The 24,593-nt window shown below is 61.2% G+C and carries 17 protein-coding genes and 4 pseudogenes; 4 read left to right on the top strand and 17 right to left on the bottom strand.

Annotated features, from left to right (window positions below):
- Positions 1-30: 30 nt before the first annotated feature.
- From H7F36_RS13470 to H7F36_RS13460, 4 genes and pseudogenes are all read right to left on the bottom strand, one after another.
- A complete protein-coding gene (locus H7F36_RS13470; RefSeq protein WP_187051299.1) occupies positions 31-969 on the bottom strand; it encodes a LysR family transcriptional regulator in 939 nt (312 codons plus the stop codon).
- Entirely contained in the window at positions 969-1,658 is a 690-nt protein-coding gene (locus tag H7F36_RS13465; RefSeq protein WP_261802278.1) for a LysR substrate-binding domain-containing protein, read from the bottom strand. The genes H7F36_RS13470 and H7F36_RS13465 overlap by 1 nt, the downstream gene beginning before the upstream one ends.
- 87 nt (positions 1,659-1,745) lie before the next feature.
- Positions 1,746-1,853 (bottom strand): annotated as a pseudogene (locus H7F36_RS22480) (LysR family transcriptional regulator); the annotation flags it as partial.
- Between the two features lie 310 nt (positions 1,854-2,163).
- Positions 2,164-2,877, bottom strand: coding sequence for a class I SAM-dependent methyltransferase (locus H7F36_RS13460; RefSeq protein WP_187051297.1), 714 nt, complete (start codon positions 2,875-2,877; stop codon positions 2,164-2,166).
- Positions 2,878-2,945: 68 nt separating this feature from the next.
- Here H7F36_RS13460 and H7F36_RS13455 point away from each other — a divergent pair, with 68 nt between their 5' ends.
- A complete protein-coding gene (locus H7F36_RS13455) occupies positions 2,946-3,578 on the top strand; it encodes a class I SAM-dependent methyltransferase (RefSeq protein ID WP_187051296.1) in 633 nt (210 codons plus the stop codon).
- Between the two features lie 71 nt (positions 3,579-3,649).
- On the opposite strand, the gene H7F36_RS13450 is transcribed toward H7F36_RS13455, so the two are convergent.
- The 8 genes and pseudogenes from H7F36_RS13450 to H7F36_RS13415 all read right to left on the bottom strand — a co-directional run bounded on the left by H7F36_RS13450 (position 3,650) and on the right by H7F36_RS13415 (position 17,335).
- Complete coding sequence (locus H7F36_RS13450; RefSeq protein WP_187051295.1) at positions 3,650-5,251, bottom strand: DUF5672 family protein; 1,602 nt, start codon at positions 5,249-5,251, stop codon at positions 3,650-3,652.
- A gap of 202 nt (positions 5,252-5,453) precedes the next feature.
- Positions 5,454-6,035 (bottom strand): hypothetical protein, encoded by a 582-nt coding sequence (locus H7F36_RS13445; protein ID WP_261802653.1) that lies wholly within the window; start codon positions 6,033-6,035, stop codon positions 5,454-5,456.
- A gap of 3 nt (positions 6,036-6,038) precedes the next feature.
- Positions 6,039-7,178 (bottom strand): DUF2827 domain-containing protein, encoded by a 1,140-nt coding sequence (locus tag H7F36_RS13440; protein WP_187051293.1) that lies wholly within the window; start codon positions 7,176-7,178, stop codon positions 6,039-6,041.
- Positions 7,175-8,317, bottom strand: a complete 1,143-nt coding sequence (locus H7F36_RS13435) for a DUF2827 domain-containing protein (protein WP_187051292.1) — start codon at positions 8,315-8,317, stop codon at positions 7,175-7,177. The genes H7F36_RS13440 and H7F36_RS13435 overlap by 4 nt, the downstream gene beginning before the upstream one ends.
- A 79-nt stretch (positions 8,318-8,396) precedes the next feature.
- A complete protein-coding gene (locus H7F36_RS22240) occupies positions 8,397-9,230 on the bottom strand; it encodes a YadA family autotransporter adhesin (protein WP_261802652.1) in 834 nt (277 codons plus the stop codon).
- 1,017 nt (positions 9,231-10,247) lie between these two features.
- Positions 10,248-14,900, bottom strand: a pseudogene (locus H7F36_RS22230) (beta strand repeat-containing protein); the annotation flags it as partial.
- Positions 14,901-14,951: 51 nt separating this feature from the next.
- Positions 14,952-16,595: pseudogene (locus H7F36_RS22475) on the bottom strand (ESPR-type extended signal peptide-containing protein); the annotation flags it as partial.
- A 257-nt stretch (positions 16,596-16,852) separates the two neighbouring features.
- The gene (locus H7F36_RS13415) at positions 16,853-17,335 is read right to left on the bottom strand and encodes a hypothetical protein (RefSeq protein WP_187051291.1); all 483 of its coding nucleotides are present in this window, start codon (positions 17,333-17,335) and stop codon (positions 16,853-16,855) included.
- Between the two features lie 134 nt (positions 17,336-17,469).
- Here H7F36_RS13415 and H7F36_RS13410 point away from each other — a divergent pair, with 134 nt between their 5' ends.
- The 3 genes and pseudogenes from H7F36_RS13410 to H7F36_RS22470 all read left to right on the top strand — a co-directional run.
- A complete protein-coding gene (locus tag H7F36_RS13410; RefSeq protein ID WP_187051290.1) occupies positions 17,470-18,609 on the top strand; it encodes a DUF2827 domain-containing protein in 1,140 nt (379 codons plus the stop codon).
- 32 nt (positions 18,610-18,641) lie between these two features.
- Positions 18,642-19,502, top strand: coding sequence for a hypothetical protein (locus tag H7F36_RS13405; RefSeq protein WP_187051289.1), 861 nt, complete (start codon positions 18,642-18,644; stop codon positions 19,500-19,502).
- 37 nt (positions 19,503-19,539) lie between these two features.
- Positions 19,540-19,797 (top strand): annotated as a pseudogene (locus H7F36_RS22470) (DNA-binding response regulator); the annotation flags it as partial.
- Positions 19,798-19,870: 73 nt separating this feature from the next.
- Here the strand turns inward: H7F36_RS22470 and H7F36_RS13400 are convergent.
- The 5 genes from H7F36_RS13400 to H7F36_RS13380 form a co-directional block, all read right to left on the bottom strand.
- Positions 19,871-21,703 carry a pilus (MSHA type) biogenesis protein MshL gene (locus tag H7F36_RS13400; protein ID WP_187051288.1) on the bottom strand — a complete coding sequence of 611 codons (1,833 nt, stop codon included), beginning with the start codon at positions 21,701-21,703 and terminating at the stop codon, positions 19,871-19,873.
- The gene (locus tag H7F36_RS13395; protein ID WP_187051287.1) at positions 21,700-22,236 is read right to left on the bottom strand and encodes a hypothetical protein; all 537 of its coding nucleotides are present in this window, start codon (positions 22,234-22,236) and stop codon (positions 21,700-21,702) included. The genes H7F36_RS13400 and H7F36_RS13395 overlap by 4 nt, the downstream gene beginning before the upstream one ends.
- Positions 22,233-22,898, bottom strand: coding sequence for a hypothetical protein (locus H7F36_RS13390; RefSeq protein WP_187051286.1), 666 nt, complete (start codon positions 22,896-22,898; stop codon positions 22,233-22,235). The genes H7F36_RS13395 and H7F36_RS13390 overlap by 4 nt, the downstream gene beginning before the upstream one ends.
- Positions 22,895-23,476, bottom strand: a complete 582-nt coding sequence (locus tag H7F36_RS13385) for a PilN domain-containing protein (protein ID WP_187051285.1) — start codon at positions 23,474-23,476, stop codon at positions 22,895-22,897. Before H7F36_RS13385 ends, H7F36_RS13390 begins: the two co-directional genes overlap by 4 nt.
- A gap of 122 nt (positions 23,477-23,598) precedes the next feature.
- Positions 23,599-24,588, bottom strand: coding sequence for a hypothetical protein (locus tag H7F36_RS13380; RefSeq protein WP_187051284.1), 990 nt, complete (start codon positions 24,586-24,588; stop codon positions 23,599-23,601).
- Between the last annotated feature and the right edge of the window lie 5 nt (positions 24,589-24,593).

Raw genomic sequence — 24,593 nt, 5'->3', positions numbered from 1 at the left:
AAAGTGCGCCGATTATCGCGAGCCGCGCGTTCAGGTTCTGCTCAGCCGACGCGAAGCGTCGCCCCCGGCATTCGTATCGGCGAACGACAACGCGCTCGCGAGGTAGTCGATGAAGAGCTTGGTCTTGGGCGATACGAGGCGCGACGGCAGCAGCGCATACACAGGAACGCTCGCCATTTGCCAATCGGCCAGCACGCGTACGCCAGTGCGTGCAGCCTCCGAAAATGCCCCCGGATACACCGGCAGAGCCGCGATGCCGTGGCCCTGGTTTACCAGTTGATGCGCCATCTGCACCTGGTTGGTAGACAGTCGGCCAGCAACTCTCACATCGACCTTTTCATCGCTTTTGCTGAAGGTCCAGGTGGTACCGCCTGGGGGCTTTTCCAGAAGGATGCAGGCGTGGGCCTCGAGGTCCTGGGGGCGATTCAGCGCCGGCGCGCCGGCAAGATAGTCGGGCGCCGCGAAAACGTGCTGCGCAATCGCACCCAGCGGCCGCGCAATCAGAAATTGCTCATGCACGGGGCCGACCCGTATCGCCACATCCACTCGCATGACAGACGGATCGACGACCTCTGGACACAGGTCGAGTTCGAGTTCTATGGCCGGATGCGCGCGGATGAAGTCACCTAGAAGCGGTGAGATCCAGCTATTTCCAAAATCGGGTGGCATGGAAACGACGAGCCGTCCCTGCGTACTGGCGGCCGCCGCAACGGTTTCTGCGTAGACCGAATGCACGGCGGCCACCAGCGGCTTGGCGCGCGCGAAATAGATCTGACCATCAGCCGTAAGCTGGATTGATCGGCCACCCCGCATCGTCAGCTTGGTGCCCGTCCATCGTTCGAGGGCACTGAGGCGTTTCGAGACCATCACGACCGGAATACCCAATTGCACGCCCGCCCGTGCAAGGCTGCCCAGTTCGCCAACGGCCACGAACGCGGCTATATCCTGGAGTTGATCGAGCGAATCCATCAGACCGTGGCGCTTCGACGCAACCTTGATTCGAGCCATTCGACAAACACACGGCCTTTGCGCAGGGACGACTTTTCGCTGACTACGGCGCTGAGCGCCATGGGCGGCAGTTCCCAACCGCACAGCACGGGGACCAATGCGCCAGCAGCCGGCAGGCCCGCCGCCATGTGAGCCGGCAGCGCGGCAATTCCGAAATCTTCGCTGGCAAAACGCGCACGCAAAGAAACACTGTTGGTCGCGAGGGTGCCCCTTACCTGGACGGAAGCGCGCAAATCGTTATGTTGCAGTTGCCAAACATTCAGGCCGGGATCACGTCCTTCGACGATGCAGTTGTGCGCGCAGAGGTCGCTTGGCACAAGCAGCGGTGCCGACTTTGCCAAGTAGCGTTCCGACGCATAGAGCCGCCATTGCACCGTGCCAACGGCTCGCACGAGAGCGCCTGTGGGAGGCGTGGCGTCGACGGGACCCAACTGCAGAGCGACGTCATGGCGACTCGGCTCGTCCGTGGCATGCCGCGCCGAAAGATTCAATTCGAGCTCCAGCTTGGGATGGCGTTGAATAAACTCGGAAATAGTCCCGGTCAAAAACCCGAGCCCGCATTCCGCCGGGGTTGCAACTACCAATCGACCCGAGAGCTGCTGATCGACCGCCCTGAAGGCGTCGTGCAAGCGCAACGCGTCGAGAGTCAAGGCCTCGCTGCGAGCGAAGTAATCGGCACCTGCCTCGGTCAACTGGATGCGACGCGTCGAGCGCTGCAACAGGCGAACACCCATCGCGGATTCGATGGCTGTGAGGCGCCTCGATAACGTCGAGGGCGCCACGCACAGCGTCTTGCCCGCCTCTGTGAGACTGCGCGCACGCGCGACCTCGACGAAGACGGCCATATCCTGAATCGTACCGAGTGCGCCCAAATCGAAGTCTCCCTGCAGGTGTTATTGAAAGTGCCCACCCGAGCCTTGTTGAACAGTTCGAAGCGTCGGATGACGTGATCAAGCGTTCGGTTAGTTACCGGGAGCAGACTGAAACTTTATTCGATCATTGTTAACTCGCCAATAACAATCGGCACCCGGGTAAGCATTTAGCGTCGAATCGCCAACTTATTCCGCGACTGAAGAATTGCAAATAATCTCATTACAAATTAATTGCAAATGATTAACTATTAATTGCTAGTTTTTTATTTCCAAATACGTTCATTCAATTTCCGTTCCAGTCGATCAAGCCCGAACCGCTCCAGTGCCCGAACGAGGTGATGTCGAACTTGGGTCGGGTCACGCGACGCCAGATACCGACCATGTTCATCACACGGATATCGTCAAAAAAAACGATCGGATCACGGTGAAGAGAGAGCGTTGCCAGATTGGCAAGGATGTTCGCTTCCGTCACCCCATCTTTGGGCCCATCGATAAAAATGAAGTCGGCCGCCTCGAAGAGCTCCCGGTAGGGCTCGATGCCTCCCGGCGCGGAAACATCGGCGAGCACCTGCGACATCCGCCGCTCGCTAAAGTCTTTTTCTTGCAACCAGGTCTGCTCGAAGCTGTTCCACGGAACGAGGTCAAAAGTGACAACGCGCCCGTCAGGCCGCAGTCCCTCCAATATCGCCACCGTACCCATACCGGTGAACGTACCGATCTCGATGACCGTGCTGGCATGGAGTGTCTTGACGATCGCCGCGAGCAGTCGGTAGTGCTCGCCGGGCCACGTGTCGAACCAGCGTGGCTCCGCCGACATTCGCCCGTCAAAGATGGGCAGTCTCGTCTTGCACGTTTGCGGCAGGACATCGACGACGAGGTCGAGCAAACGCTGATTAGGCTTTGCCGCATCGTCATCCATGCTGGCAATCACTGAAAGCTCTTTGTGACGCGCTGGCATGTCTACAAATTGCCGCGCTAAAAGATCTGGAACAACCATGATGAGTCCTTGATTAATGGGCGCCGGTGCGTGTAAAAGTTGATCTTCGAAAATTCAGGGAGACGGCATTGAATCAAGGCACTCACGCTTACGCGTTCACGAACGATTGGTTCGATGTGGTCAAGCCCATCTGGGAAGGCCTCATCCCTCAGATCAAGCCGCAACGCATTCTTGAAATCGGCTCTTACGAGGGCGCCAGCGCCTGCTATCTCATCGACAGGCTGACGCCCGATCATGCGATCGAAATCCATTGCGTGGACACGTGGACGGGCGGCGTCGAGCATCTTGACGGCATCACCAACATGAGTGAGGTCGAGGCAAGATTCCATGCCAACACTGCACTCGCCATTCGCAATGCACCGAGTGCGGTGAACCTGGTGGTGCACAAGGGACTCTCTGACGTTTGTCTCGCTCAGCTCGTCGGCCAGGGCCACGCCGAGACATTCGACTTCGTCTACGTCGACGGCTCGCACCAGGCCCCCGACGTGCTGGCAGACGCGGTACTGGGCTTCAGGCTGCTGCGGGTCGGTGGCGTCATGATCTTCGACGACTACCTCTGGGCCGAAGAGCTTCCTCTGGGCAGAGATCCGCTGCGATGCCCAAAAATTGCAGTCGACGCGTTCGTCAATTGTTACTTCAGGAAGCTGCAAATACTGCGAGCGCCGCTGTATCAGCTGTACGTTCAAAAGACGTCCGTCTGACGCGGGCGCAGAAATACGCGTGACCGCTTTCGTTTGGCACACTCGTCTATCAGTTCGTCTATCTGCTCTTTTCACGGCGCCAGAAACAAGTGCTGCAGACCGGGTTGATCGGCCATCCAGCGCGGTGCCTCGGCCGGGCTGACAACCTTCCAGACATAACCGGGCCTTCCGTACAGATCCAGCCCCGATGCCGTGAGAGCGCCAATGTCGACAGTCGCGAGAATATCGGGTGTGTTGTATTCCTGGTGCGCGAAAGTCGATATCTTGCGGCGCACGTCTTCGTCGCTCATTCCCATGTACGACAGATGCCAGCCCGCGTCGCCTATCAACATCGCGGGCTGCACGCCGTTGCGCACTTCCATCCGCAATCGGTCCGGCGTGGTCGTATCCAGTCGGACGCGTGTTGCAGCGACGGTCCAGATGCTCGCTACTTCGGGGCCTTCGACGTTGCGATAGTTCGCATAGAAATAGTAGAACGCCAGACTCAGGCCAAAGACATCGTGCGCAACGTCGTCGCGCATCATGCAAACCACGTCTGCGCGCGGTATTTCGTCGACATCCGAAATCATGACAAGGTCGTTGGGGTCTGCGTCGGCAATACCTCGCATCACCTGATTGCGCTGAAATTTTTCGCGAACCCAGTGCCCCGTTTGCGGCTTGTCTAGCAGCCAGTCCTTCTGCGAAGACTGCACCGCTGCAGAGACCGCCGTTGCTTCATCTTCCGGCATATCATGAACCACGATGTAGCGGAGCCGCGCAGCGAACGGTGCAAAGCGCACATCGCCCGCATCGAAGGTCAAGGACTTCGGCTCTCCGTTGAACGTGCAATCCGCCTCGACGATGACGAAGAAATCGACGACGGCAGACAGTTCGTTCAGACGCGCCGCAAGAATGTCGTCTTCGCCGTTGTACGTAAAGCAATCAAACACCTTTCGCGTGTGCAAAGGCAGCCCGCCGGGAGCGCGCAGCACAGGCGAAGGTTCTGCAGCGAACTCGATGCGATAGCCATTGCGCTCGAACATCATGAGAATGTCCCGCTCGCCGTACCAGTTGTCGAGTTGCGACAACGGAATGCCGCAACCGACAGTGAGCGGTGCCACGCTGGTGAGTCGACGCACCCTGGCATGGTGACCGAACAGCTGCATGGCGTCGTAACCATGATGGAGTGACGGCCCGGCGTGCTCTATGGAAAAACTGCGTGCTGTATCTATTGATGCGAAGCGCATACCGATTTTCTCGAGAGCCGGTCGCAACACGCCACTCAACTGCACGTCTTCGAGCAATGCGTTGTTGTGCCACCGCATGCGCAGCGGATCACCATCGACTGCATCCGGCGGCGGTATTTCCACGCGAATATGCCGGTGCTCCACTAACGCCCGCATGAAGCGCTGGCTCCGCAGGCTGAATCCCCCGTTTTGCACGGGAGTCACGCTATGCCCAGGTTCTTTGCTCTCGTGTGTCCACTCGAAACTGTTCTTCCAGTAACTGCCTTCTGGCGTAACGATATGCGCCAGATGAATCGGCGCACCGATGTAGTCACAGTCCAGGAAGTCTTCGCGCCAGTTGGCGGCGTTGACGACCCAGCCGTCTTCCTGCACGACCAGCGCGAATTCGGTGTCGATCACCCGCCAGAGGGCGAACATCATGAACCAGCTGTACTCGTGGTAGTTCATGGATGCCACCGTTAAGTGACGAATGCCCTTCGCAAGGTCCGGAGGACGGACCGGGCTGCACAAGAGCGCTCGGCATCCAGGCATTTGAGCCAGGCTGTGCTGCAAGGCAAGCGCTGCGCCGGTCGCGTCCGCCAGGCCATTGACCGAGACGAGTGTGATCTGACGAAAGGCCTGGGTCATGACGTGGCTCCGATAGTCCGCTTCAGCGACGCGCCGGAACGGCCGATGGGTCTTTCCAATTGAACTCGACATAGCGTCGAATCACCAGACAGCCGGGCGGTGAGTCGATCAGCGACACCGACGATGTCGGATCCTTGCCATCGGTGTAGACGGCAAAGTTGGGAAGCAGTTGCGTTCGACGGTAGCCGACCAGTTCTTGCTGCGCAACGCTCTGGCAAGTAAAGGGGGCGACGGAGATCCGTTCCGCCTGCACCGAGCAGGCACCATCTGCTTCAGGAATTGCCGTGATCGACATCGCAGCGCCACCGTTCGCGTACTCCATGCCGATCATCGCGAACGTGGCGCTGTCGTTGGTGCGCTTTCGATCCCAATCGAGCAGCACGTCGTTCGCCTTTGCGCCCTGCACTGCCGCCGACGACAGGCGTTGCAACGCGGGCAGGCAGCGCTTCAAGCCGACGTTGGCAGCCGCAGCCGCAAGCGCATTCACGGGTGCTGCAGCCTGTTGCGGTGGCACCAGAACTCCTTGCGCCACTGCGGACACAACGCCCACGAGAAGCAGTACGCCCAGCGTGAGCCTGCGGAGAAAAAGCGGCCGAAGGGTCATCACTCAAACCTCCTTGTAAAGCGCGTCGATGGCCGCCGTGTATATCCGCACGTTCACCTCGCTTTCAGGGTCGAGCTTGCGCAGGAACTGTTGTGCCCGAAGCCGGTGAAGCTCGATGTCGCGGTCGTGCTCGGCAAATGCGCGCTGCAATGCGACTCCACCCTCCTCGCAGTCGAAACCGTCGTAGTAGTAGCCGCAGTCGTCGATCAATTTCGAGTTGTGAATCAAGGGATAGTTGCCGTACAACGCCTCGTAGTACACATAGTTCTGGCCGTTCTCCCAGTGGTGGCTGATGACCGCATCGACGTTCGGCGCCAGCACCTGGTAGATCGGAAAGCGCCCCTCGAAAGTAGAGAGCCCATGCCGCACGATGTCCAAGCTGCTGGCGAAGGCGTTGAACACCGCATGGTCCTTCATGTGGAAGGTGTTGTAGCAATACACGTGCTCGATGAGGTTCGCATTGGCGCGATGGGCGTTCTCGCACACCAGCATCGGGATATGGCTGGTCTTCACCATGCAGACATTGGGTTCGAACATGCCGAGTCGCCAACGCTTCTTGCCGGGCTGATAGCCGAACGGTGCGCTGGCAGGCGCATCGATGCGCTGTTTGGTCAGCGCGCGCTCCAGCACCACCGGACTCCACAGGTGCGGCAGCATGCTCACCGGCGCACGAAAGGTGCTCGCGAAATATGGGACGCATGTGGCCTCGTATTCGGGCAGGGTCCACACCGCGTGGTACGGCGCGCTGTTGATCAACAGGCCGTTCGGCTTGTCGAACACCATGCGCTCGATGTCGATCACGTAGTCGTTGCCGACACGCATCGAAGCGACCTTGCCGCCCTTCTCACGAAACGCGATGACCCATTCCCGAGACAGTTGCGCACTCATCTCGATCATCACGTCGAGCTCTCCAGCAGCCGTCGCCAGGTCGATCACTGGCACCGGCGAGTTGGCGAGGAACCGCGCGTCGGTCGGGGTGCCGTCGCCCCCGCCGGCCACGAGGTAGGTCGCGGACACGCGTGGCGATCGCATCAGCAACATCACCAGGAAAAGGCAGTTCTGGAAGATGCCGTTTTCCCAGAGCGACTGCTCGCCCTTGCGCACGAAAATCGATACGCCGACCTTGAGTTGTCGCTCGATCACGCTGGCGCTCCTTGCAGGCGAAGTAACAGGGTCGCGTAGCCATCGAGGTTGGCTCGGCTGGAAGGGTCGACCGCCTCGAACGTGCGTTGCGCCCGCACGCGATAGTCGTCCAGCTGCGCATCGTGCGTCTGTGCGGCGACGCGCAGTTGACGGCCTCCTTCGGCCGCATCGAAGCCCGGGTAGTAATAGCCGGCGCCTGCCACATCGCGCAGCCACGGCGAGTTGTGAATCAACGGATAGTTGCCATACAGCGCGTCCAGGTAGCTGTAGTTCTGTTCGTTCTGCCACTGGTGCGACACCACCGCGTCCGCATGCTGCGCCATGTAGCCGACGATGTCGTGGCGCCCCAGAAAGACAGCCTTGTGCTGCTTTACCAGATCGAGCGAGTTCGCCAGATAGAGCATGGTCGGATGTGTCGTCATGTGCAACGTGTTGAGCGCGTGCAGCATCTGAACGGCCGAAGGGTCGGCACGGTAGGCCTCGTCGCACAGGAGCATCGGAATGCTGGATGTCTTGACGACCGAAATATTGGGTTCGAAACTCACGACGCGCAAACCTGCCCTGTGGCCGCTCGCGTCGGGTTCGCGCGGCTTGTAGCCATATCGAACGCCAGTGATGGACGCCACTTCTTCAATGCGGCGGTCGAGAAAATAGGGTTGCCAAATGAATGGCGCGATGTGCACCGAGCAGCGATTCAGGGTGCGCATCATCGGCACGAACTCGGCGTCTTTCGGTAACAGCCAGACTTCGTCGCATCGGTCGGTGCCGCCAAGGTGTCCCGGCTTCTGGAACACCGACGGCTCTATCAAACTTACATAAGGTTGCCCGCAAGAAAGAAACGCAACCTTTTTGCCTCGTGCCCGCATCAATCGCAGCCACTGCGGATCGAGCGCGCCCGCCAACTCGATGACGACGTCGACCTCGTCGGTAGCTTCACGCTGCGTGAGTCGACGCAGGCCCATGGCACCCATGTCGACCTGTGCAGGCATGGCTGCCTGATCGCCCACATCGATCAATACGACATCGCGAACAAAAGGCAGGCGTTGGAACAAACGCGCGAGGAAGAACACGTTCTGCCCCATGCCGTTTTCCCACACGTTCTGGCCCGCGTGACTGATAACCGAAATACCGATGCGCATATTTTCTGGCCCAAGTCAAAAACAGGAAAGGCCCCCGCGCCAAAACGCGGAGGCCCATCATGAACTCAAGTAAGAGTGCTTACTTCCATTTCCAGCCGATACCCGCGTTCAATCCCCACTCCTTGCCCGTGGTCGAGACACCGGCACCCCATGTCATCTGGCCGTCGTCAGCCATCTGCTTGAAGTTCAGCGCGAAGCCTGTGTAGCCATGGTACGTACCGATACCCAGACCAACCGCTTTTTCGCCTGCACTCAGTGACGGCATGTAAGTGCCTGACATCGCCAAAGCCAACGCAGTGCCGGAGTAAGCGACTTTCGAAACCGCGCCGAGTTGAGCGTTCATTTGCTGCTGCGAGTTTTGCAACTGACTCACGTTGGCCGCGTCTGTCGGCGCAATGCCTGCCGCAACATTGGTGATGCGACGCTCATTGCCCGGCGAACCGACCGACACCGTGTTCGGCTGGGTGGCGATCGAGCCTGCACCCAGGGCCACCGAGTTGGCGCCCATCGCGCTGGACCCGAAGCCCAGAGCCGTGCCGTTTGCGCCTGTCACCGAAGCGTTGGCACCGATGGCGACACCGTTGTCGGCGTTTGCCGCAACGTACGAGTTGGCACCCACCGCAGTCGACGGATCTGCCAGCGCCTGAGCCTGGTAGCCGATGGCCACCGAGCCCTCCTGCTTGGCCGTCGACCGGAAGCCGATCGCCGTCGTGTTGCTGTCTTGCGCCAGCGATTGCGAACCGTAGGCCGTGGCACCGTTGGCGACGATGGTCGACGTTGCGCCGTTCACCCCCACCATCGTGCCGGCCTGCGCACAGGTGCCGGTAGCTGTCGTGTCGACACCGTTTGCAACCCCACAACCTGCACCCACTGCGACGACGGAGGTATTGTTAATGGCGCGAGATTGCGTCATCAGTTGCCCGCTCTGCTTACCGCCGGTGATCGTAGCTACCACTGCGCCACCGTTGGCCGTTGCGGCCTGAGCCGCGGTGACCAATGGTTCCAGCGAAGTCGACAAGGTCGACACGCTGCTGTTGGTGGTGCTCAGCCCGGTCGACAGCGACGCCATGCCGGTCGAGATCGAGCCGACACCTGTCGACAAAGAACCGACATTGCTGTTCGTGGTGCTCAGTCCGGTCGAGAGCGAACTGACGCCTGTCGACAACGAGCCGACAGTCGTGGACACCGATGCCACCGTGGTCGAGATCGACCCGACCGCGGTAGAGACCGAACCCAGTCCCGTAGACAACGAGCCCACGTTGCTGGTCACGGTGCTCAACCCGGTCGATGCGGAGGTCGACAGCGAGGTCACGTTGCTGTTTGTGGTGCTCAGCCCTGTCGACAATGAACTCACATTGCTGCTGGTGCTGCTGAGTCCGGTGGAGAGCGAGCCGACATTGCTGTTGGTGGTGCTCAGGCCAGTCGACAGCGATCCGACATTGCTCGTCACCGTGCTCAATCCGGTCGATGTCGAGGTCGACAACGAGCTCACATTGCTGTCGGTCGTGCTCAGTCCGGTCGACAACGAACCGATGCCGCTGGTGGCGGTGCTCAGGCCCGAAGAGGTCGACGTCGACAGCGAACTGACGTTGCTGTTCGTCGTGCTCAGTCCGGTCGACAGCGATGAGACATTGCTGTTGGTGGTGCTGAGTCCGGTCGACAGCGACGACACATTGCTGGTCACCGTGCTGAGACCGGTCGACGTCGAGGTGGACAGCGAGCTGACGTTGCTGTCGGTCGTGCTCAGGCCGGTCGACAGCGAGCTGATGCCGCTGGTCGCCGTGCTCAACCCACTCGACGTGGACGTCGACAGCGACGTGACATTGCTGTCTGTCGTGCTGAGTCCGGTCGACAGTGAACCGATGCCGCTGGTAGCGGTGCTCAACCCGGTCGACGTGGAAGTCGACAACGACGTGACATTGCTGTTCGTCGTGCTCAGCCCCGTCGAGGTTGACGTGCTCAGACTGCTGATGCTGGTCGAAAGCGAATTGGTCGTGGTCGACAACTGCGACACGTTGACCGCGTCGCCTTGCGCCGACCCGGCCGACACACCCGTCACCTGGCGACCACCCACGTTCACTTCGCCGGTAGAGGTCTGGGTTGCCGCCAGGCCATAGCCGATGTAGTTGGTGAGCGCCCCCACGCTTGCGCTGGAACCCGCGCCCAAAGCCACGCTGTTGGCGACCGACGTCGTAGCACCGGCGCCAAGCGCCATGCTGTTGATGCCAGTTGCCACCGCGCCCCGGCCCAAGGCCACGCTGTTGACGCTGTTGGACACCGCATTCGGCCCGATCGCCGTGCTGTCCGTACCCAGCGCACTGCTGTCGGGCAGTGTGCTGTTGGTGTGGAAGTACTTGGCACCAGTCGAATTGATGGTGCTCATGCCGGTCGACAAAGAACTGATACCGCTGTTCGACGTGCTCAGACCCGTCGACGTGCTCGTGGAGAGGCTCGTCAGCTGACCGAAGTTCGCCGCGTCGGCTGCGGCCGTGCCGTCTGCGACGTTCGTGATCTTCTGCCCGCTGTTGTCGATGCCGTTGGTCGTGGTCGCGCCTGTGACCACCAGGCCGCCGGTCGTGATGCCGGTGGACAAGGATGTCGTCAGGTTGGATACGCCGGTGGACAGCGAGCCGATACCGCTGGTGGCGGTGCTCAGGCCCGTCGACGTGGAGGTCGACAGCGACGTGACGTTGCTGTTGGTCGTGCTCAGACCGGTGCTGGTCGAAGTCGACAACGAGGTCACATTGCTGTTGGTCGTGCTCAGCCCAGTCGACGTCGAAGTCGACAGCGACGTGACGTTGCTATCGGTCGTGCTCAGGCCAGTAGACAGCGATCCGATACCGCTGGTAGCGGTGCTCAGGCCCGTCGACGCGGAGGTCGACAGCGACGTGACATTGCTGTTCGTCGTGCTCAGACCGGTGCTGGTCGAAGTCGACAACGAGGTCACATTGCTGTTGGTCGTGCTCAGCCCGGTCGACGTCGAAGTCGACAGCGACGTGACGTTGCTATCGGTCGTGCTCAGGCCAGTAGACAGCGATCCGATGCCGCTGGTAGCGGTGCTCAGGCCCGTCGACGCGGAGGTCGACAGCGACGTGACATTGCTGTTGGTCGTGCTCAGACCGGTACTGGTCGAAGTCGACAGCGAGGTCACATTGCTGTTCGTCGTGCTCAGCCCGGTCGACGTCGAAGTCGACAGCGACGTGACGTTGCTATCGGTCGTGCTCAGGCCGGTAGACAGCGATCCGATGCCGCTGGTAGCGGTGCTCAGGCCCGTCGACGTCGAGGTCGACAGCGACGTGACATTGCTGTTCGTCGTGCTCAGACCGGTGCTGGTCGAAGTCGACAACGAGGTCACATTGCTGTTCGTCGTGCTCAGCCCGGTCGACGTCGAAGTCGACAGCGACGTGACGTTGCTGCTTGTAGTGCTCAGGCCCGAATACAGCTGCGAGCCGTTGATGCCATCGGTCGAGGTCGCCGTGACCTGACCGGCAGCGACGTTTTGCAGTTGTCGTTCATTGCCGGCTGTGCCGAACGACACCGTACCCGCTGTGGCTGCCGCGGCGCCCGCAAATCCCGAGTAGGTCACCCCACCGATGGTGGAACTGGCCGTCGGCGTTGCCGCTACCGTCGCCGTGCTTCCTGCGCCGAGCGCCACGGAGTTAGCGGTCGATGCACTGGCACCGTTGCCGATCGCAACGGCGTTCGCAACCGAAGCGACCGACTGCGGGCCAATGGCCACGGAATCAGCACCCGTCGCGCTGGCTGCCGTGCCGCTCGAGTTGGCCTGGAAGTACTTGGCGGCCGCACCGGCACTGGTCGACAGACTGGTCAACTGGCTGAAGTTGACCGCGTCGGCTGCGGCCGTGCCGTCTGCGACGTTCGTGATCTTCTGCCCGCTGTTGTCGATGCCGTTGGTCGTGGTCGCGCCTGTGACCACCAGGCCGCCGGTCGTGATGCCGGTGGACAAGGATGTCGTCAGGTTGGATACGCCGGTGGACAACGATCCGATACCGCTCGTCGCGGTGCTCAGGCCCGTGCTGGTCGAGGTCGACAGCGACGTCACGTTGCTGTTGGTCGTGCTCACACCCGTGGACAGCGAGCCGATGCCGCTGGTGGCGGTGCTCAGGCCCGTGCTGGTCGAAGTCGACAGCGACGTGACATTGCTATCGGTCGTGCTCAGGCCGGTAGACAACGATCCGATACCGCTCGTCGCGGTGCTCAGGCCCGTGCTGGTCGAGGTCGACAGCGACGTCACGTTGCTGTTGGTCGTGCTCACACCCGTGGACAGCGAGCCGATGCCGCTGGTGGCGGTGCTCAGGCCCGTGCTGGTCGAGGTCGACAGCGACGTCACGTTGCTGTTGGTCGTGCTCACACCCGTGGACAGCGAGCCGATGCCGCTGGTGGCGGTGCTCAGGCCCGTGCTGGTCGAAGTCGACAGCGACGTCACGTTGCTGTTGGTCGTGCTCACACCCGTGGACAGCGAGCCGATACCGCTGGTGGCGGTGCTCAGGCCGGTCGACGTCGAGGTCGACAGCGACGTCACATTGCTGTTCGTCGTGCTCACGCCCGTAGACAACGATCCGATGCCACTTGTGGCGGTGCTCAGGCCCGTGCTGGTCGAAGTCGACAGCGACGTGACATTGCTATCGGTCGTGCTCAGGCCGGTAGACAACGATCCGATACCGCTGGTGGCGGTGCTCAGGCCCGTGCTGGTCGAAGTCGACAACGATGTGACGTTGCTGTTCGTGGAACTGAGGCCGGTAGACAGCGAGCCGATGCCACTGGTGGCGGTGCTCAGGCCCGTCGAAGTCGAGGTCGACAACGACGTGATTTCACTTGTCGCCGTGCTCAGACCCGTGCTGGCCGAAGTCGACAGCGACGTGACGTTGCTGTTGGTCGTGCTCACACCTGTCGATAGCGATCCAATACCGCTGGTGGCCGTGCTCAGGCCGGTCGATGTCGAAGTCGACAACGATGTGACGTTGCTGTTCGTGGAACTGAGGCCGGTAGACAGCGAGCCGATGCCACTGGTGGCGGTGCTCAGGCCCGTCGAAGTCGAGGTCGACAACGACGTGATTTCACTTGTCGCCGTGCTCAAACCCGTGCTGGCCGAAGTCGACAGCGACGTGACGTTGCTGTTGGTCGTGCTCACACCTGTCGACAGCGATCCAATACCGCTGGTGGCCGTGCTCAGGCCGGTCGATGTCGAAGTCGACAACGATGTGACGTTGCTGTTGGTGGAACTAAGGCCGGTAGACAACGATCCGATGCCACTGGTGGCGGTGCTCAGGCCTGTGCTGGTCGAAGTCGACAACGAGGTCACATTGCTGTTGGCCGTGCTCAGGCCGGTCGACGTGGAGGTCGACAGCGACGTGATTTCACTTGTCGCCGTGCTCAGGCCCGTGCTGGTCGAGGTCGACAGCGAAGTGACATTGCTGTTGGTCGTGCTCACACCTGTCGACAACGATCCGATACCGCTGGTGGCGGTGCTCAGGCCCGTCGACGTGGAGGTCGACAGCGACGTGACGTTGCTGTTGGTCGTGCTCACACCTGTCGACAGCGATCCAATACCGCTGGTGGCCGTGCTCAGGCCGGTCGATGTCGAAGTCGACAACGATGTGACGTTGCTGTTCGTGGAACTGAGGCCGGTAGACAGCGACCCGATGCCACTGGTGGCGGTGCTCAGACCCGTGCTCGTGGAGGTAGACAGCGACGTGACGCTGCTGTTCGTGGAACTCAAGCCGGTAGACAGCGACCCGATGCCACTGGTGGCCGTGCTCAGCCCCGTGCTGGTCGACGTGGACAGCGAAGCGATGCTGCTGCCGGTAGTGCTCAGGCCCGAATAGAGCTGCGAGCCATTGACTGCGTCCAGACTCGTAGCCGTTACTCGCCCATTAGCCACGTTTTGAATTTGGCGAGGCGCGGTGGCAGTGCCGACCGACACCACATCGCCTGCCGCAGGCGCAGCGCCGGCAGTGGCGTAGGTGTAGGTCGTACCGCCGATGGTCGTGCTGGCCGAAGCCGTCGCCGCCGACACCGTTGAGTTGTTGCCCAATACCACGGCGCCGTCCAGGCCCGAGGCGATGGTGACGTTGTTGCCGATCACGAACGCATTGTTGGATGCGATGTTGTTGTCGTTACCCAGCGAATAGCTGCCGGTGCCGGTGATGGTGGTCGGGTCGCCGATCGCGCCGCTCTTGGCGCCTGTGACGCGATTGCCGACACCGATGGCGATGCTGCTGACGCCGAGGGCTTGTGAGCCGACGCCGATGGCAATAGCGCTGGTGTTCAGCGCATTTGCGTTGCTACCCAAGGCGACCGATTGACCGCCCGTCGCGTTGGATGCCGAGCCGAGCGAGACACTGCCCGTTCCTCGCGCGGCAGCACTCTCACCAAACGCCGCTGAGTTTGCGCCTGTGGCATTGGCGCCAAAACCCACAGCAGTCGAGGTGTTGGCGCTTGCGTTGGCGTTGTAGCCAACCGCAGTCGCAAAAATACCGGCGCTTCCTGCGGAAGCGGTATTGCCCACGGCGAGACTGCTGGCGCCGAGTGCCTGTGCACCGGTCCCCACCGCTATGGTGTTCGTACCTTGCGCATTGGCGTTCAAGCCGACGGCGACGCCATTGACGCCGCTGGCATTGGCGCTATCGCCCAAAGCCGCAGAACTGGTGCCACTTGCCGCGCTCAGCACACCCACGGCCGTGGCGTGGTTTGCTGAGGCCAGGGCTGAGCCGCCCACCGCTACGGTGTAGTCGACCGGTGTCCCCACGGTACCGATGTTGCGACCTGCAAGGATGCCGACTGCTACGTTGCCAACGCCGATGACGTTCTGACCTGAAGCGGCACCTAGCGAGATACGGCTGGCACCCCCTGCAGCGCTGGAACCGACTCCAGCATTCGCACCAATGGAAACATCATTGCCTGAATTGGCAGCTGCCTGGACTCCGATGGCCACAGCGGTGGCATTTGCGGCACTCGCGAGCGTGCCGATGGACACAGAGTTGAGTCCCGAAGCATTTGCGGTCAGGCCGATCGCGACAGCCTGGTTGCCCGACGCATTGGCGTTGTAGCCATAGGCGGCGGCTTGGCTGCCCGAGGCGATGGCCGCAGGGCCAGTAGCGATGGCACCAAAACCGGTTGCGGCTGAATTCAGACCAACGGCGATGGCGTAGTTTTGATTGGCCGTCGCGCCTGCGCCCAGTGCGACCGCAGAGTCACCGGAACTCACCGAGTTGATGCCCATCGCGATTGCGTTCGGACCCGAAGCAGTGGAAGCGATGCCGATGGAGACAGCATTCGCGCCGAATCCCTTTGCCGAGTGACCGATGGCGATGGAATCTATTGCATTGGCGTTGGAGTTCTCGCCGATTGAGACGCCGTAGTCACCGGCACTCCCAAGGCCGGCAACGTACCCGATCGCAATGCTGTCGTGACCCGTCGCGTTGTATCCAGCCTGCGTTCCAAGAAAGACGCGACCGCCGCGGAGGGCGGGATTTGCAGAAGTACCAGTGGAGCCCGCGCCCGCGTACGCGCCCACGGACACATCGTTTTGGCCGTTTGCCGCTGCACTGGTGCCAACGGCTGTGCCGGCAAATCCGGTTGCAGTCGTGCTGCGCCCGATGGCGAGGGCGTTGATGTAAGCATTAGCGCCCGCACCAATCGAAATGGCACTGTCGTTCACCGCGTTGGCATTGAAGCCGATGGCGACGGCCTGACCGCCTGTTGCAGTGGCAAGGTTTCCAAGGGAAACGTTGTTTGGCTGGTTGGCACCGATACCGCTGCTGGTCCCGATAGAAATATTGTCGGTGGCCTGATTGCTGCGTCCCGCATTGGTGCCGATCGATATTTCCCGTGCTGCCGCGGTGGTCGAACCGAAACCCGCAGCCTCGCCGATAGCAACGCTGTCGACGCCTGCGGCCGCAGCGTTGACGCCAACAGCAATGGCGCTGACGCCACTAGCAACGCTACCCGTACCCACCGCAAAAGTGTTCGATGCGTTGGCTACCGCGCCAACGCCCGGCGAACCGTTCGAGGAAATCGCAATGCCCCCGGCTGAAGCCACGCCGTTGTCAGTACCACTGACAACAGCCCACGCAGGCCCTGACGCCAGCAGGCAAGCGGCAGCAATGGCGGTGAGCGAGGCGGCCAAGCCCCGACCCCCCGTTACCAGCCCGCCCCGCCCGCTCGAACTCCCCTTACCGTGCGCCGAATCAATTTCGGAAATGGCGACCCAGGCGCCCAGCGCCTCGTTGTAAATACTGCGGTAACTCTTGTTCATTAACGGCTCCCGATATCAGGTTGGAATTGGCGCAATCAGCGCTACTTGCCAGCGAGACTAAAGTAGGACAGGAAACCGTGGAACAGAACATTACACGTCAATTTGCAAAACTCAATTGCTGCAACACACTGTTAACTGGAACTAATGCACGATCTTTTTTTAGATCAAAAGAATTACTTTTTCCAACGTAGTAAAAACAAAAGGCCCCGCAGGGCCTTTGTTAATTTATTGTGAATTAAAGTGATTTATTTGTAATTTTAATTTACGTCGAAGCTAAAGTTGCTGACCAGAACATCCTCCACATACACACGCATCGTGTGCGGGCCGCGCGCATCGGTGGCGTCCAACTTCCACCAATGCGAGATCGTGCCGCCGCCAACCATGACCTGACGCTCCGTGGTGGCAGTCAGCTTGTCCGCGGAGACCGTAGTCGGCCGAATGTCACCTTTGTCTGGCGTCAATCCCCAGCGTTGAGGTGGCGCCGGCACGGTGAACTCCTCGCGCCAGCGCACCGTCGGTTTTTGCGTGTCGACTGCGATCACCCAGCCGATCGGTCGGCCATCACGGGAAACAACACGGGTCGGGTCGAGCGTGGCTGCAGGACTGTTCAGATCCCGAAAGACTCCAAATTCGGCGCGCTGAATTTGCATTTCAGGAACGGCAGGATAAGCAGCATTACCTGTTTTCGTGGGCGTCGCAGTTTGTGCACCGGCGCTGCCAGCAATCAGGAAAAAAGCCATCGCGAAAGAATGTCGAGAGAATTTTGGGGGAAATGAATAAGGCATAAGTTACTCCGTATGAACTAGTAGGCAGTGCGAGCAGAATAATCCACAACGGTGAATAAAAGGAAGGCAGCGCGATAGACTTCCCATTCATGGCCGACAATCTTTCACAATTACGCGTTGGCATTACGATTGGCCTTCACCATGCAGCCGAGACGCTCTGGAACAACGGCATCAAGCAAAACGCGGTATTCCTGGCGGAAGCGCTCAAGCACTGCCCCAACGTCGCGTCGGTCACCCTGGCCAACACCACGGCGGTGCCGGTCACCAGCGCCCTGCCCTGGGACCTGGCGCGCTGGCCGACGGAGGCTTTCGATGCGAGCCAGGACCAGTTCGACGTGCTCATCGAGCTGGGAGGCCAGATCGACCCAGCCCAAACCGATGCGCTCAAGCGCCGCGGCGGGAGGCTGGTGTCTTACTGCTGCAGCACCGAATACATGTTCGCGGCCGAAGCCGTGCTGTTCGACAAGCCGATGTGGAACGGCAACCTCTTTATCAATCAGCGCTACGACGACATCTGGATGGTGCCGCAGGTCGACCACATCAGTCGCTCCTACTTCGAGGTGCTGCGGCGGCAAAAGGCGCGTGCGATTCCCTTCGTGTGGAGCCCGGTGTTTCTGGAGGAGCGTTCGCAGCACTTGCCGGACCTTGGCGTGTATCGGCCAGGCGCGGGGCCGCGCCGCCTGAGCGTGCTCGAACCCAATATCAACATCGTCAAGTTCTGTCTCTATCCCGCCCTGATTGCAGAAGCCGCATACCGCGAGCGACCATCCGCCATCGGATTGCTGCAGGTGACCAACGCCGAGCGCATGGCACGAGAAAACAAGGACTTCATCGCGCTCATGAACCAGCTCGACATCGTGCGCGACCACAAGGCGGTTTTTCTGGGTCGCTACGAGACGCCGATGTTTCTCGCTGAAAAAACCGACATCGTGGTGTCGCACCAGCTGGAAAACCCACTCAACTATCTCTACCTCGAAGCCTGCTGGCAGGGCTACGCGTTGGTGCACAACGCACATCTGTGCGCCGACCTTGGCTACTACTACACCGGCAACGATGTCGAAGCCGGCAGCGCACGCCTGCTCGAAGCCATCGACATGCACGATTTGCACGCCGATGCCTATCGCGACACCCAACGCACACGCATCGCGCGCTACCTTCCGGGCAACGCCGATATCACGGCAACCTACAGCAAGCTGCTCAATGAAGTCGTTCAGCGGCCAAGCAGATGAGCCCCACTTTTTTTGATGTACCGGACTCCAACATGGCCGCAGCCGCAGATCTCAAAGACATCTATCCCATCATCGTCACGCCGAGCCACGACGGCAAGTTCTTCCAGAACTACGTGCTGTCGCTGCTCAACTTCACCGTGCAGGCGCATGTTCGAGGCATGAGCCTGCAAGTGATGCTGCACCAGGGCGAAAGCCTGGTGACGAGGGCGCGCAACAACTGCGTGGCGTCGTTCCTTGCCAACCCGGAATGGACGCACCTGTTCTGGATCGATTCGGACATCGGCTTTTCTGCAGATGCGGCTTTCAGGCTGCTGCAATCCGGCTACGACATCGCTGCAGGCGTGTACCCGCTCAAGCGTGATAACTGGCCGGTCGAGGGAGTTTCTGCCGGCACTACGCAGCAGCAATTCGAAGCCGGCTTCACGCGCTATACGGTCAACACCAAGGCCCCCGAAGGCAGCGAACGACTCGATATCGTGGTGCAGCCCGATGGCTTTATCAAACTGTCCGAGGCACCAACGGGATTCATGGTCATCAAGCGCAGCGTGTTCGAGCGTCTGATCACCGCATACCCCGAGTTCAACTATGTGCCCGACAGCATCGGCGTGCCGGACCAGGGTTTGCACTATCGATTTTTCGACGTGATGGTCGATCCCAAGACACGTCGCTACTTGTCTGAAGACTACGGCTTCTGTCGCCTGTGGGAGGCACTGGGCGAGTCGATCTATGTCGATGCGAACTCCAACCTGACGCATCAGGGCGCAAAGCTCTACAAAGGCGACTTTGCGAGCTCGCTGCTGGCCTCGCTGCCGCACGCGGTGGGCGCACCTCTGGGAACCACGATGCATTTGAAGGGTGCGGAGTATCTGAAGTCGAACATGTCGGCGCCGTGAGCCACATGAAGTTGAATCGCTTGGAGCACTGGCAGACGTGCGCGAGCAGCAGATCAGCACTGACGCGGGAGTCATCTCTTGCACGCAATTCAGAGATGCCAAAGCGCTGAAACTGGCCCTGTCCGAAGGTTCTTTATTCGACCTGTTGATCCTCGACTACAACTATGAAGAGTTCGGTGGCGTTGCACTGTTGCGCTGGTTGCGCTGGTTGCGCACTCATCAGAAGTCGAAGGTCCCGGTCATCATGTTGAGTCAGCTCAACTCCGAGCGCGACATCGCCGACTCACTGTCTGCAGGGGCCGACGATTTCGTGGCCAAGCCGTTCAGACCGATCGATCTCATGGCGAGAATCGAGCGCTTTCTAACCATCAAGGAGGTGGCACGCGGCCCGGGCGGCCACCCGTCGTGCCATCGCCGTCAAGACGGATCACGCGCGGTCGTGCAGCGCTCATGTCGTCGAGCGCGCTCCGCGCTCGAGCGGTCTGGGCGTCCCAGTCCTGCACAGTACGGATCAGTGTGGGTTTGATCAAGACCACGACTTCCTTTTTTCGTCCCGTTCGCATGCGGTTCCCCAGCAAGGTGCCAAGTACCGGCAAGTCGCCAGTGCCCGGCAGACCCGACGCCCCACTGCTCGACTCCATGTGCATCAAGCCACCGATCGCGACGATGCTGCCGTCCTTGATCCGAACCAGCGTATCGCTTTCATTGACACTGCTAGAAGCCAGCGGCAAGCGATAGCTGCCAATGCTTCCCAGATCGATCTGGGTCGTTTTCTGAATCACGGTGGTGACCGATGGATGAACGTGCAAAGTGATGTTCGCGCCTTCATCGATCTGCGGCGTGACATCCAGCGATATGCCCGAGAAGAACGGTGTCAGCGTGAGGGATGGCAACGTGGTGCCCCCGCTCGACCCGAACAGCGAACTCGAAGCCACCGTGCCCCCGGCGACGTTCGTCACGAAGAAGTCTTCCGATCCAACTTTCAGAATCGCCTTCTGGTTGTTCAACGTGGCGATGCGCGGGCTCGACAGGATCTGCACATCACCCTGGGTTTCGAGAAAGCCCAGCACGGCTTGAAAGCCGGTACCTGCCAGCGCCAGACCGAACAACCCGGTGCCGGCGGCTGGCAGCGAGACACCCCCGGGCAGCGCCGACGCCACCCCGGCTGCAAAGCCCGGTAATACGGTGCTCGACCCGCTGATCAATCCGTTGCCGGCAGCGCCGCTGAGCGTACCGAACGCACCGGTAACGTTCCCGCTTTTCCTCAGTGCCGACCAGTCGATGCCGCTCTGATAGCCCTCACTCAACTCGACCTCGACGATCTTCGCCTCGAGCATGACCTGGCGCTCGACGGCGACCTGCGCGGCCTTGAGGAATTTATCTACCTGTTGCAACTCGTCCGGCATGGCGCGCACGGCCATGATCCCAGCCTGCGGGCTGGCGATGACGTTGCGTCCGACGCCCTCGCCGATGAGCCCCCGAACGGCGATGGAGAGTTCCGTCCAGAAATCGGTTTTGGAGGTGGTCGTGACGCGACTGCCTTCGTTTTGCTGTGCACCGCTCGCGCCTCCGCCTGCCCCTCCGCCTGCCCCGCTGCCCGCAGCCGTGCGGCCCGCCGCAGCGGCCTGTAGCGCACTGCCTGGTGACAGGCGCAGATCCGTGCTGCCGACACGCTGCGACTGCGGATAGTTGACGGTAAAAATTCGGGTTTGCAACGTCGGCGCATAGATCGTGATGCGACGGCCGTCTATCCTGAAGTCATAGCCATAGACATCGCGAATGGCTTCCAGCGCTTCGGACAGCGTGACGCCACGCAACGTCACCGAGAGCGTGCCGACGACATCGGGATGCATCAGCATGCTGTATCGCGTGTCTGCCACGAGAGCCAGAAAGACCTCGCGTGCCGGGGCGTTGTTGACCAGTAAATCCAGCACGGGTTCGCGTTCCACGGGGGCGGCCGGTGCCGCGGGCGCAGGCTCGCTGGCAGGCAACACGGCCAGCGCAGGTGGCGCGCCGGGCAGTGCGGCCGGTGGCGGGCCTGCGCGGGCTGCATCCAGCACGTCTGCGCCCAGCAAGGCGGGCCGCATGGCGCAGCCGGAGAGTGCGGCGATGCAGAGGCTTGCTGCCAAGGCGCAGAGCGACCGTGGGAAGCTGGGGCGTGCGCCGCATTCAGTCTTGGAAAGTTGAATGAGAGATGTCATCTTGTGGGGTGTGAAGTCTTGGGCCCAACTTTGGCTGGGACGGGGGCACAGGCGACGCCGGGCAATCCTGTGGCTGATGGGGCTGAGGCGGTGCAGGCCGGGGCCGAAAATTCCGTGGCGACCGGCAGCGCGAGCCGGCGCTGCACATTGGGAAATCTCGACATCTTGTAGAGCGCCACACCATCCCGGAACCACACTTCGGTCTCCCGAATGCGCTCGATGCGTATCGCGCCAAAGCTCTGTCCTTCGGCATACAGGTGGGCATCGAGCACGACGTAGAGCCGCCCCTGGCGTTCGACGAGGGCGAGCGGACCGTTCACCAGCGCCAGTGTTTTGAGGACGCGGGCACTGGGTGCAGAAGCGCCGCCGTTCGTGGCAACCCCTGCAGACGGCAAAGCCGGCAAAGGCGGCCGAGTGGGATCGCGCAGACCTTGTGCAACCGCGACATGGCTCCACAGAAAAATGCACAGCGCCGCGCCGAGCGACCAACGTCGGACGCCACTGGCATTCATTGCTGATGGATCTCGCTTCATGGCACCCTCGCCTCGACCACATACAGCTGCAGTGTCAGTTCGGGCGGTCCCTTTTCGCTGCGCAGCCACATGGTGCCCCACCGCACTTGTGGCAGTGCCTGCTCCAGCGCTCCGACGTATCTCACCAGCTCGGCATAGGGGCCTGTCACCGTCAATTCGACCCCGCGCCTCACCACGCCGTCGGGCAGCGACGCGACCGGGCCGGCGCGCGCCGCTGCCGGAGAAGCTGCCGCGTTCATGGTGTTGGTGTGGAGCAATGTGAGACCGTCGTGGCGGTGCAGCAAATGCACCAGCAATTGCGTCAGTGGTGTTGTCGGTGTGCCCTGTGTGGCCGAAGGAGACGACAACCCTCGCAGGGTTTCGCGCCCGCTCGCCAACCGCGCATCGACCTCGGCAAGCTCGCCGCGCACGGCGGCTTGGGTGGCCACCGGCCGGGCCACGGTGGCAAGGTCGGCACGCGCCTTCTGCAGTTCCATTCCCTGCCGGTCGACGTTGTCCAGCAACCGCCGATGCGCGTCTTGCGCGGGCGCGAGCCAAGCCCAGTTTGCCAACGCACCGACACAGGCCAGCGTCGTGACGAACAACAGAATTCGCTCGCGCAGACTGATGGCATCGATGCGTGCGGCTCGCGGGGTCCACCACTGCATCAACCCGGGACTCATCTCGACTCTCCCGCCGCGCTGGATGGCGGATCGAGACTCTTGACCATGCTGAACGACCAGACCGGATGCAACGCGTCGGCCGGCGCGCCGGGGGCGTCGACGACCTTGGCCACGTTGATTGCCGCAAGTTGCTGCCCCGCCAACAAGGGACTCGCTGCGAGCTGGTCGATCCACTCGTTGAGCGCGGCCGGATCAAAGGTAAAGCCACTGACTTCAAGGCGTTCCGCATCGGCCTTGACCAAGGTCACCCACGCCGAAGGCGGGATGCTGCGTGCGACCAGCGCGAGCCTCGAGGCATGGCCCTCGCCCGGGCGAAAGACGCCTTCATGCAGCGCGTCCAGAGTGTCCTCCAACTGGCGCAATTCACCGCGCCGCGCTTTGAGTTGTTGCTGCAGCGCCAGTTCTGCAGGCATCGCCGCTGCCTGTCTTTGTCGCACGGTCAGGCGCACACCTTCGAGCACTTGCGTACCTGTCCGAAGCGCTTGGCTCGCTGCCTCGTCCTGACGGTGAAGACTTGTCACCTCGTAAAGGCAGAACGCTGCGCCCACGAGCGTCAGCGCGCCCAGGGCCTGCAACATGAAGAGGGCTGAAAAAGGGCGCCGCTGAGTCGACAGGACGGCCGTTTGAAGATTGATTTGCTGCGGCATGGATGGGAATGCGGTGTGTGCTCAATTCGTCTTGAGTTGATGCTTTTGGTTCATCAGGACGACCTGCCCTCAGTTCGCAACATCAGCCCCAGTAACGGCAGGCAGAGCGCTTCGTCAGAGACCGGCTCAGCTTTGAACTCCGGGAATTCAGCCGCGATATCCATCGACTGCACCGTCTGCCCGAGCTCCTGCGTCAGCCAGCTCGCCAGCGCTTCACTGCGAGTCCCGGCGTAGAGCCAGATTCGGTCGAGGGGCAGACTGACCCACATGCGGTCCCACAAGTCCAGTGAACGCTGCACCTCCAACAAAAACCGATCGGCGCTGTCGTCCTCGTTGACCTCCCACGCGCTTGCCAGGAAGTCTTTGGGAAGATCGAAGCGCCGCGCATAGAACAACTCGCCATCGGCACAGATCGTCAGGACCGCATGAAAAGAATCCAGCAATACCAGCGCAGCGTTGGCTCTGCCCGAGAGGCCTCGACTCTCGCGTAGCGCCAAGGCACTTTGCAGATTGCGCTGGGCCATTTCCTGGATGTCGATCACGGCAACGGTCCACTGCATGGCCTTCGACAAATCGAGGATGCTCGCGATGACCGTGCGCTTTGCGGCCACGACAAACAGGTGCCCGGCAAGATGGCCGGCGCCGCGAGAACGGCCATCTCCCACCCGCATCACATCGATAGTGACATCGTCTACCGGGGTGTCGAGCATTTTGACGACCTGATAACGGGCCGCCGCTCGCAACTCGTCGGGCGGCACTGCCGGCGTACGAATGCGCAGCAACTGATACTGCTCGGGACGCAGCATCACGCTCGCCTGAAAGCCATCCAGTTCCATTGTCTTCAGCTTGCGAACCAGGGCGTCCAGACCGGAATTCGGTGCACCCGGCCCCTGGTCATCGGCTACCCGCTCGACTCCGGACCTGAGCACCTGGTGCCCATTGCTGCCGCCGCGGCGCGCCAGTACATAAGCCAGGGCATGACCCGACCAGGACACCACCAGATGGTCGTTCGAACTGGGGCGTTTGCGAAGCCAGCGAATCATGTCGC

It is taken from the genome of Variovorax sp. PAMC28562 (genome assembly GCF_014303735.1).
In the GTDB taxonomy this organism is placed as follows: domain Bacteria; phylum Pseudomonadota; class Gammaproteobacteria; order Burkholderiales; family Burkholderiaceae_C; genus Variovorax.
Note: the sequence above shows the minus strand (reverse complement) of the source record. Positions and strands in the feature narration are given on the sequence as shown.

What these genes read in the sequence shown, in the direction of transcription:
- H7F36_RS13445 (WP_261802653.1), bottom strand. Translation starts at nt 6,035, where the DNA reads ATGACCCTTCGGCCGCTTTTTCTCCGCAGGCTCACGCTGGGCGTACTG.
- H7F36_RS13415 (WP_187051291.1), bottom strand. Translation starts at nt 17,335, where the DNA reads ATGGCTTTTTTCCTGATTGCTGGCAGCGCCGGTGCACAAACTGCGACG.
- H7F36_RS13395 (WP_187051287.1), bottom strand. Translation starts at nt 22,236, where the DNA reads ATGAAGCGAGATCCATCAGCAATGAATGCCAGTGGCGTCCGACGTTGG.
- H7F36_RS13460 (WP_187051297.1), bottom strand. Translation starts at nt 2,877, where the DNA reads ATGGTTGTTCCAGATCTTTTAGCGCGGCAATTTGTAGACATGCCAGCG.
- H7F36_RS13385 (WP_187051285.1), bottom strand. Translation starts at nt 23,476, where the DNA reads ATGTTGCAGGCCCTGGGCGCGCTGACGCTCGTGGGCGCAGCGTTCTGC.
- H7F36_RS13470 (WP_187051299.1), bottom strand. Translation starts at nt 969, where the DNA reads ATGGATTCGCTCGATCAACTCCAGGATATAGCCGCGTTCGTGGCCGTT.
- H7F36_RS22240 (WP_261802652.1), bottom strand. Translation starts at nt 9,230, where the DNA reads ATGACGCAATCTCGCGCCATTAACAATACCTCCGTCGTCGCAGTGGGT.
- H7F36_RS13380 (WP_187051284.1), bottom strand. Translation starts at nt 24,588, where the DNA reads ATGATTCGCTGGCTTCGCAAACGCCCCAGTTCGAACGACCATCTGGTG.
- H7F36_RS13400 (WP_187051288.1), bottom strand. Translation starts at nt 21,703, where the DNA reads ATGACATCTCTCATTCAACTTTCCAAGACTGAATGCGGCGCACGCCCC.
- H7F36_RS13405 (WP_187051289.1), top strand. Translation starts at nt 18,642, where the DNA reads ATGGCCGCAGCCGCAGATCTCAAAGACATCTATCCCATCATCGTCACG.
- H7F36_RS13435 (WP_187051292.1), bottom strand. Translation starts at nt 8,317, where the DNA reads ATGCGCATCGGTATTTCGGTTATCAGTCACGCGGGCCAGAACGTGTGG.
- H7F36_RS13450 (WP_187051295.1), bottom strand. Translation starts at nt 5,251, where the DNA reads ATGAACTACCACGAGTACAGCTGGTTCATGATGTTCGCCCTCTGGCGG.
- H7F36_RS13410 (WP_187051290.1), top strand. Translation starts at nt 17,470, where the DNA reads ATGGCCGACAATCTTTCACAATTACGCGTTGGCATTACGATTGGCCTT.
- H7F36_RS13390 (WP_187051286.1), bottom strand. Translation starts at nt 22,898, where the DNA reads ATGAGTCCCGGGTTGATGCAGTGGTGGACCCCGCGAGCCGCACGCATC.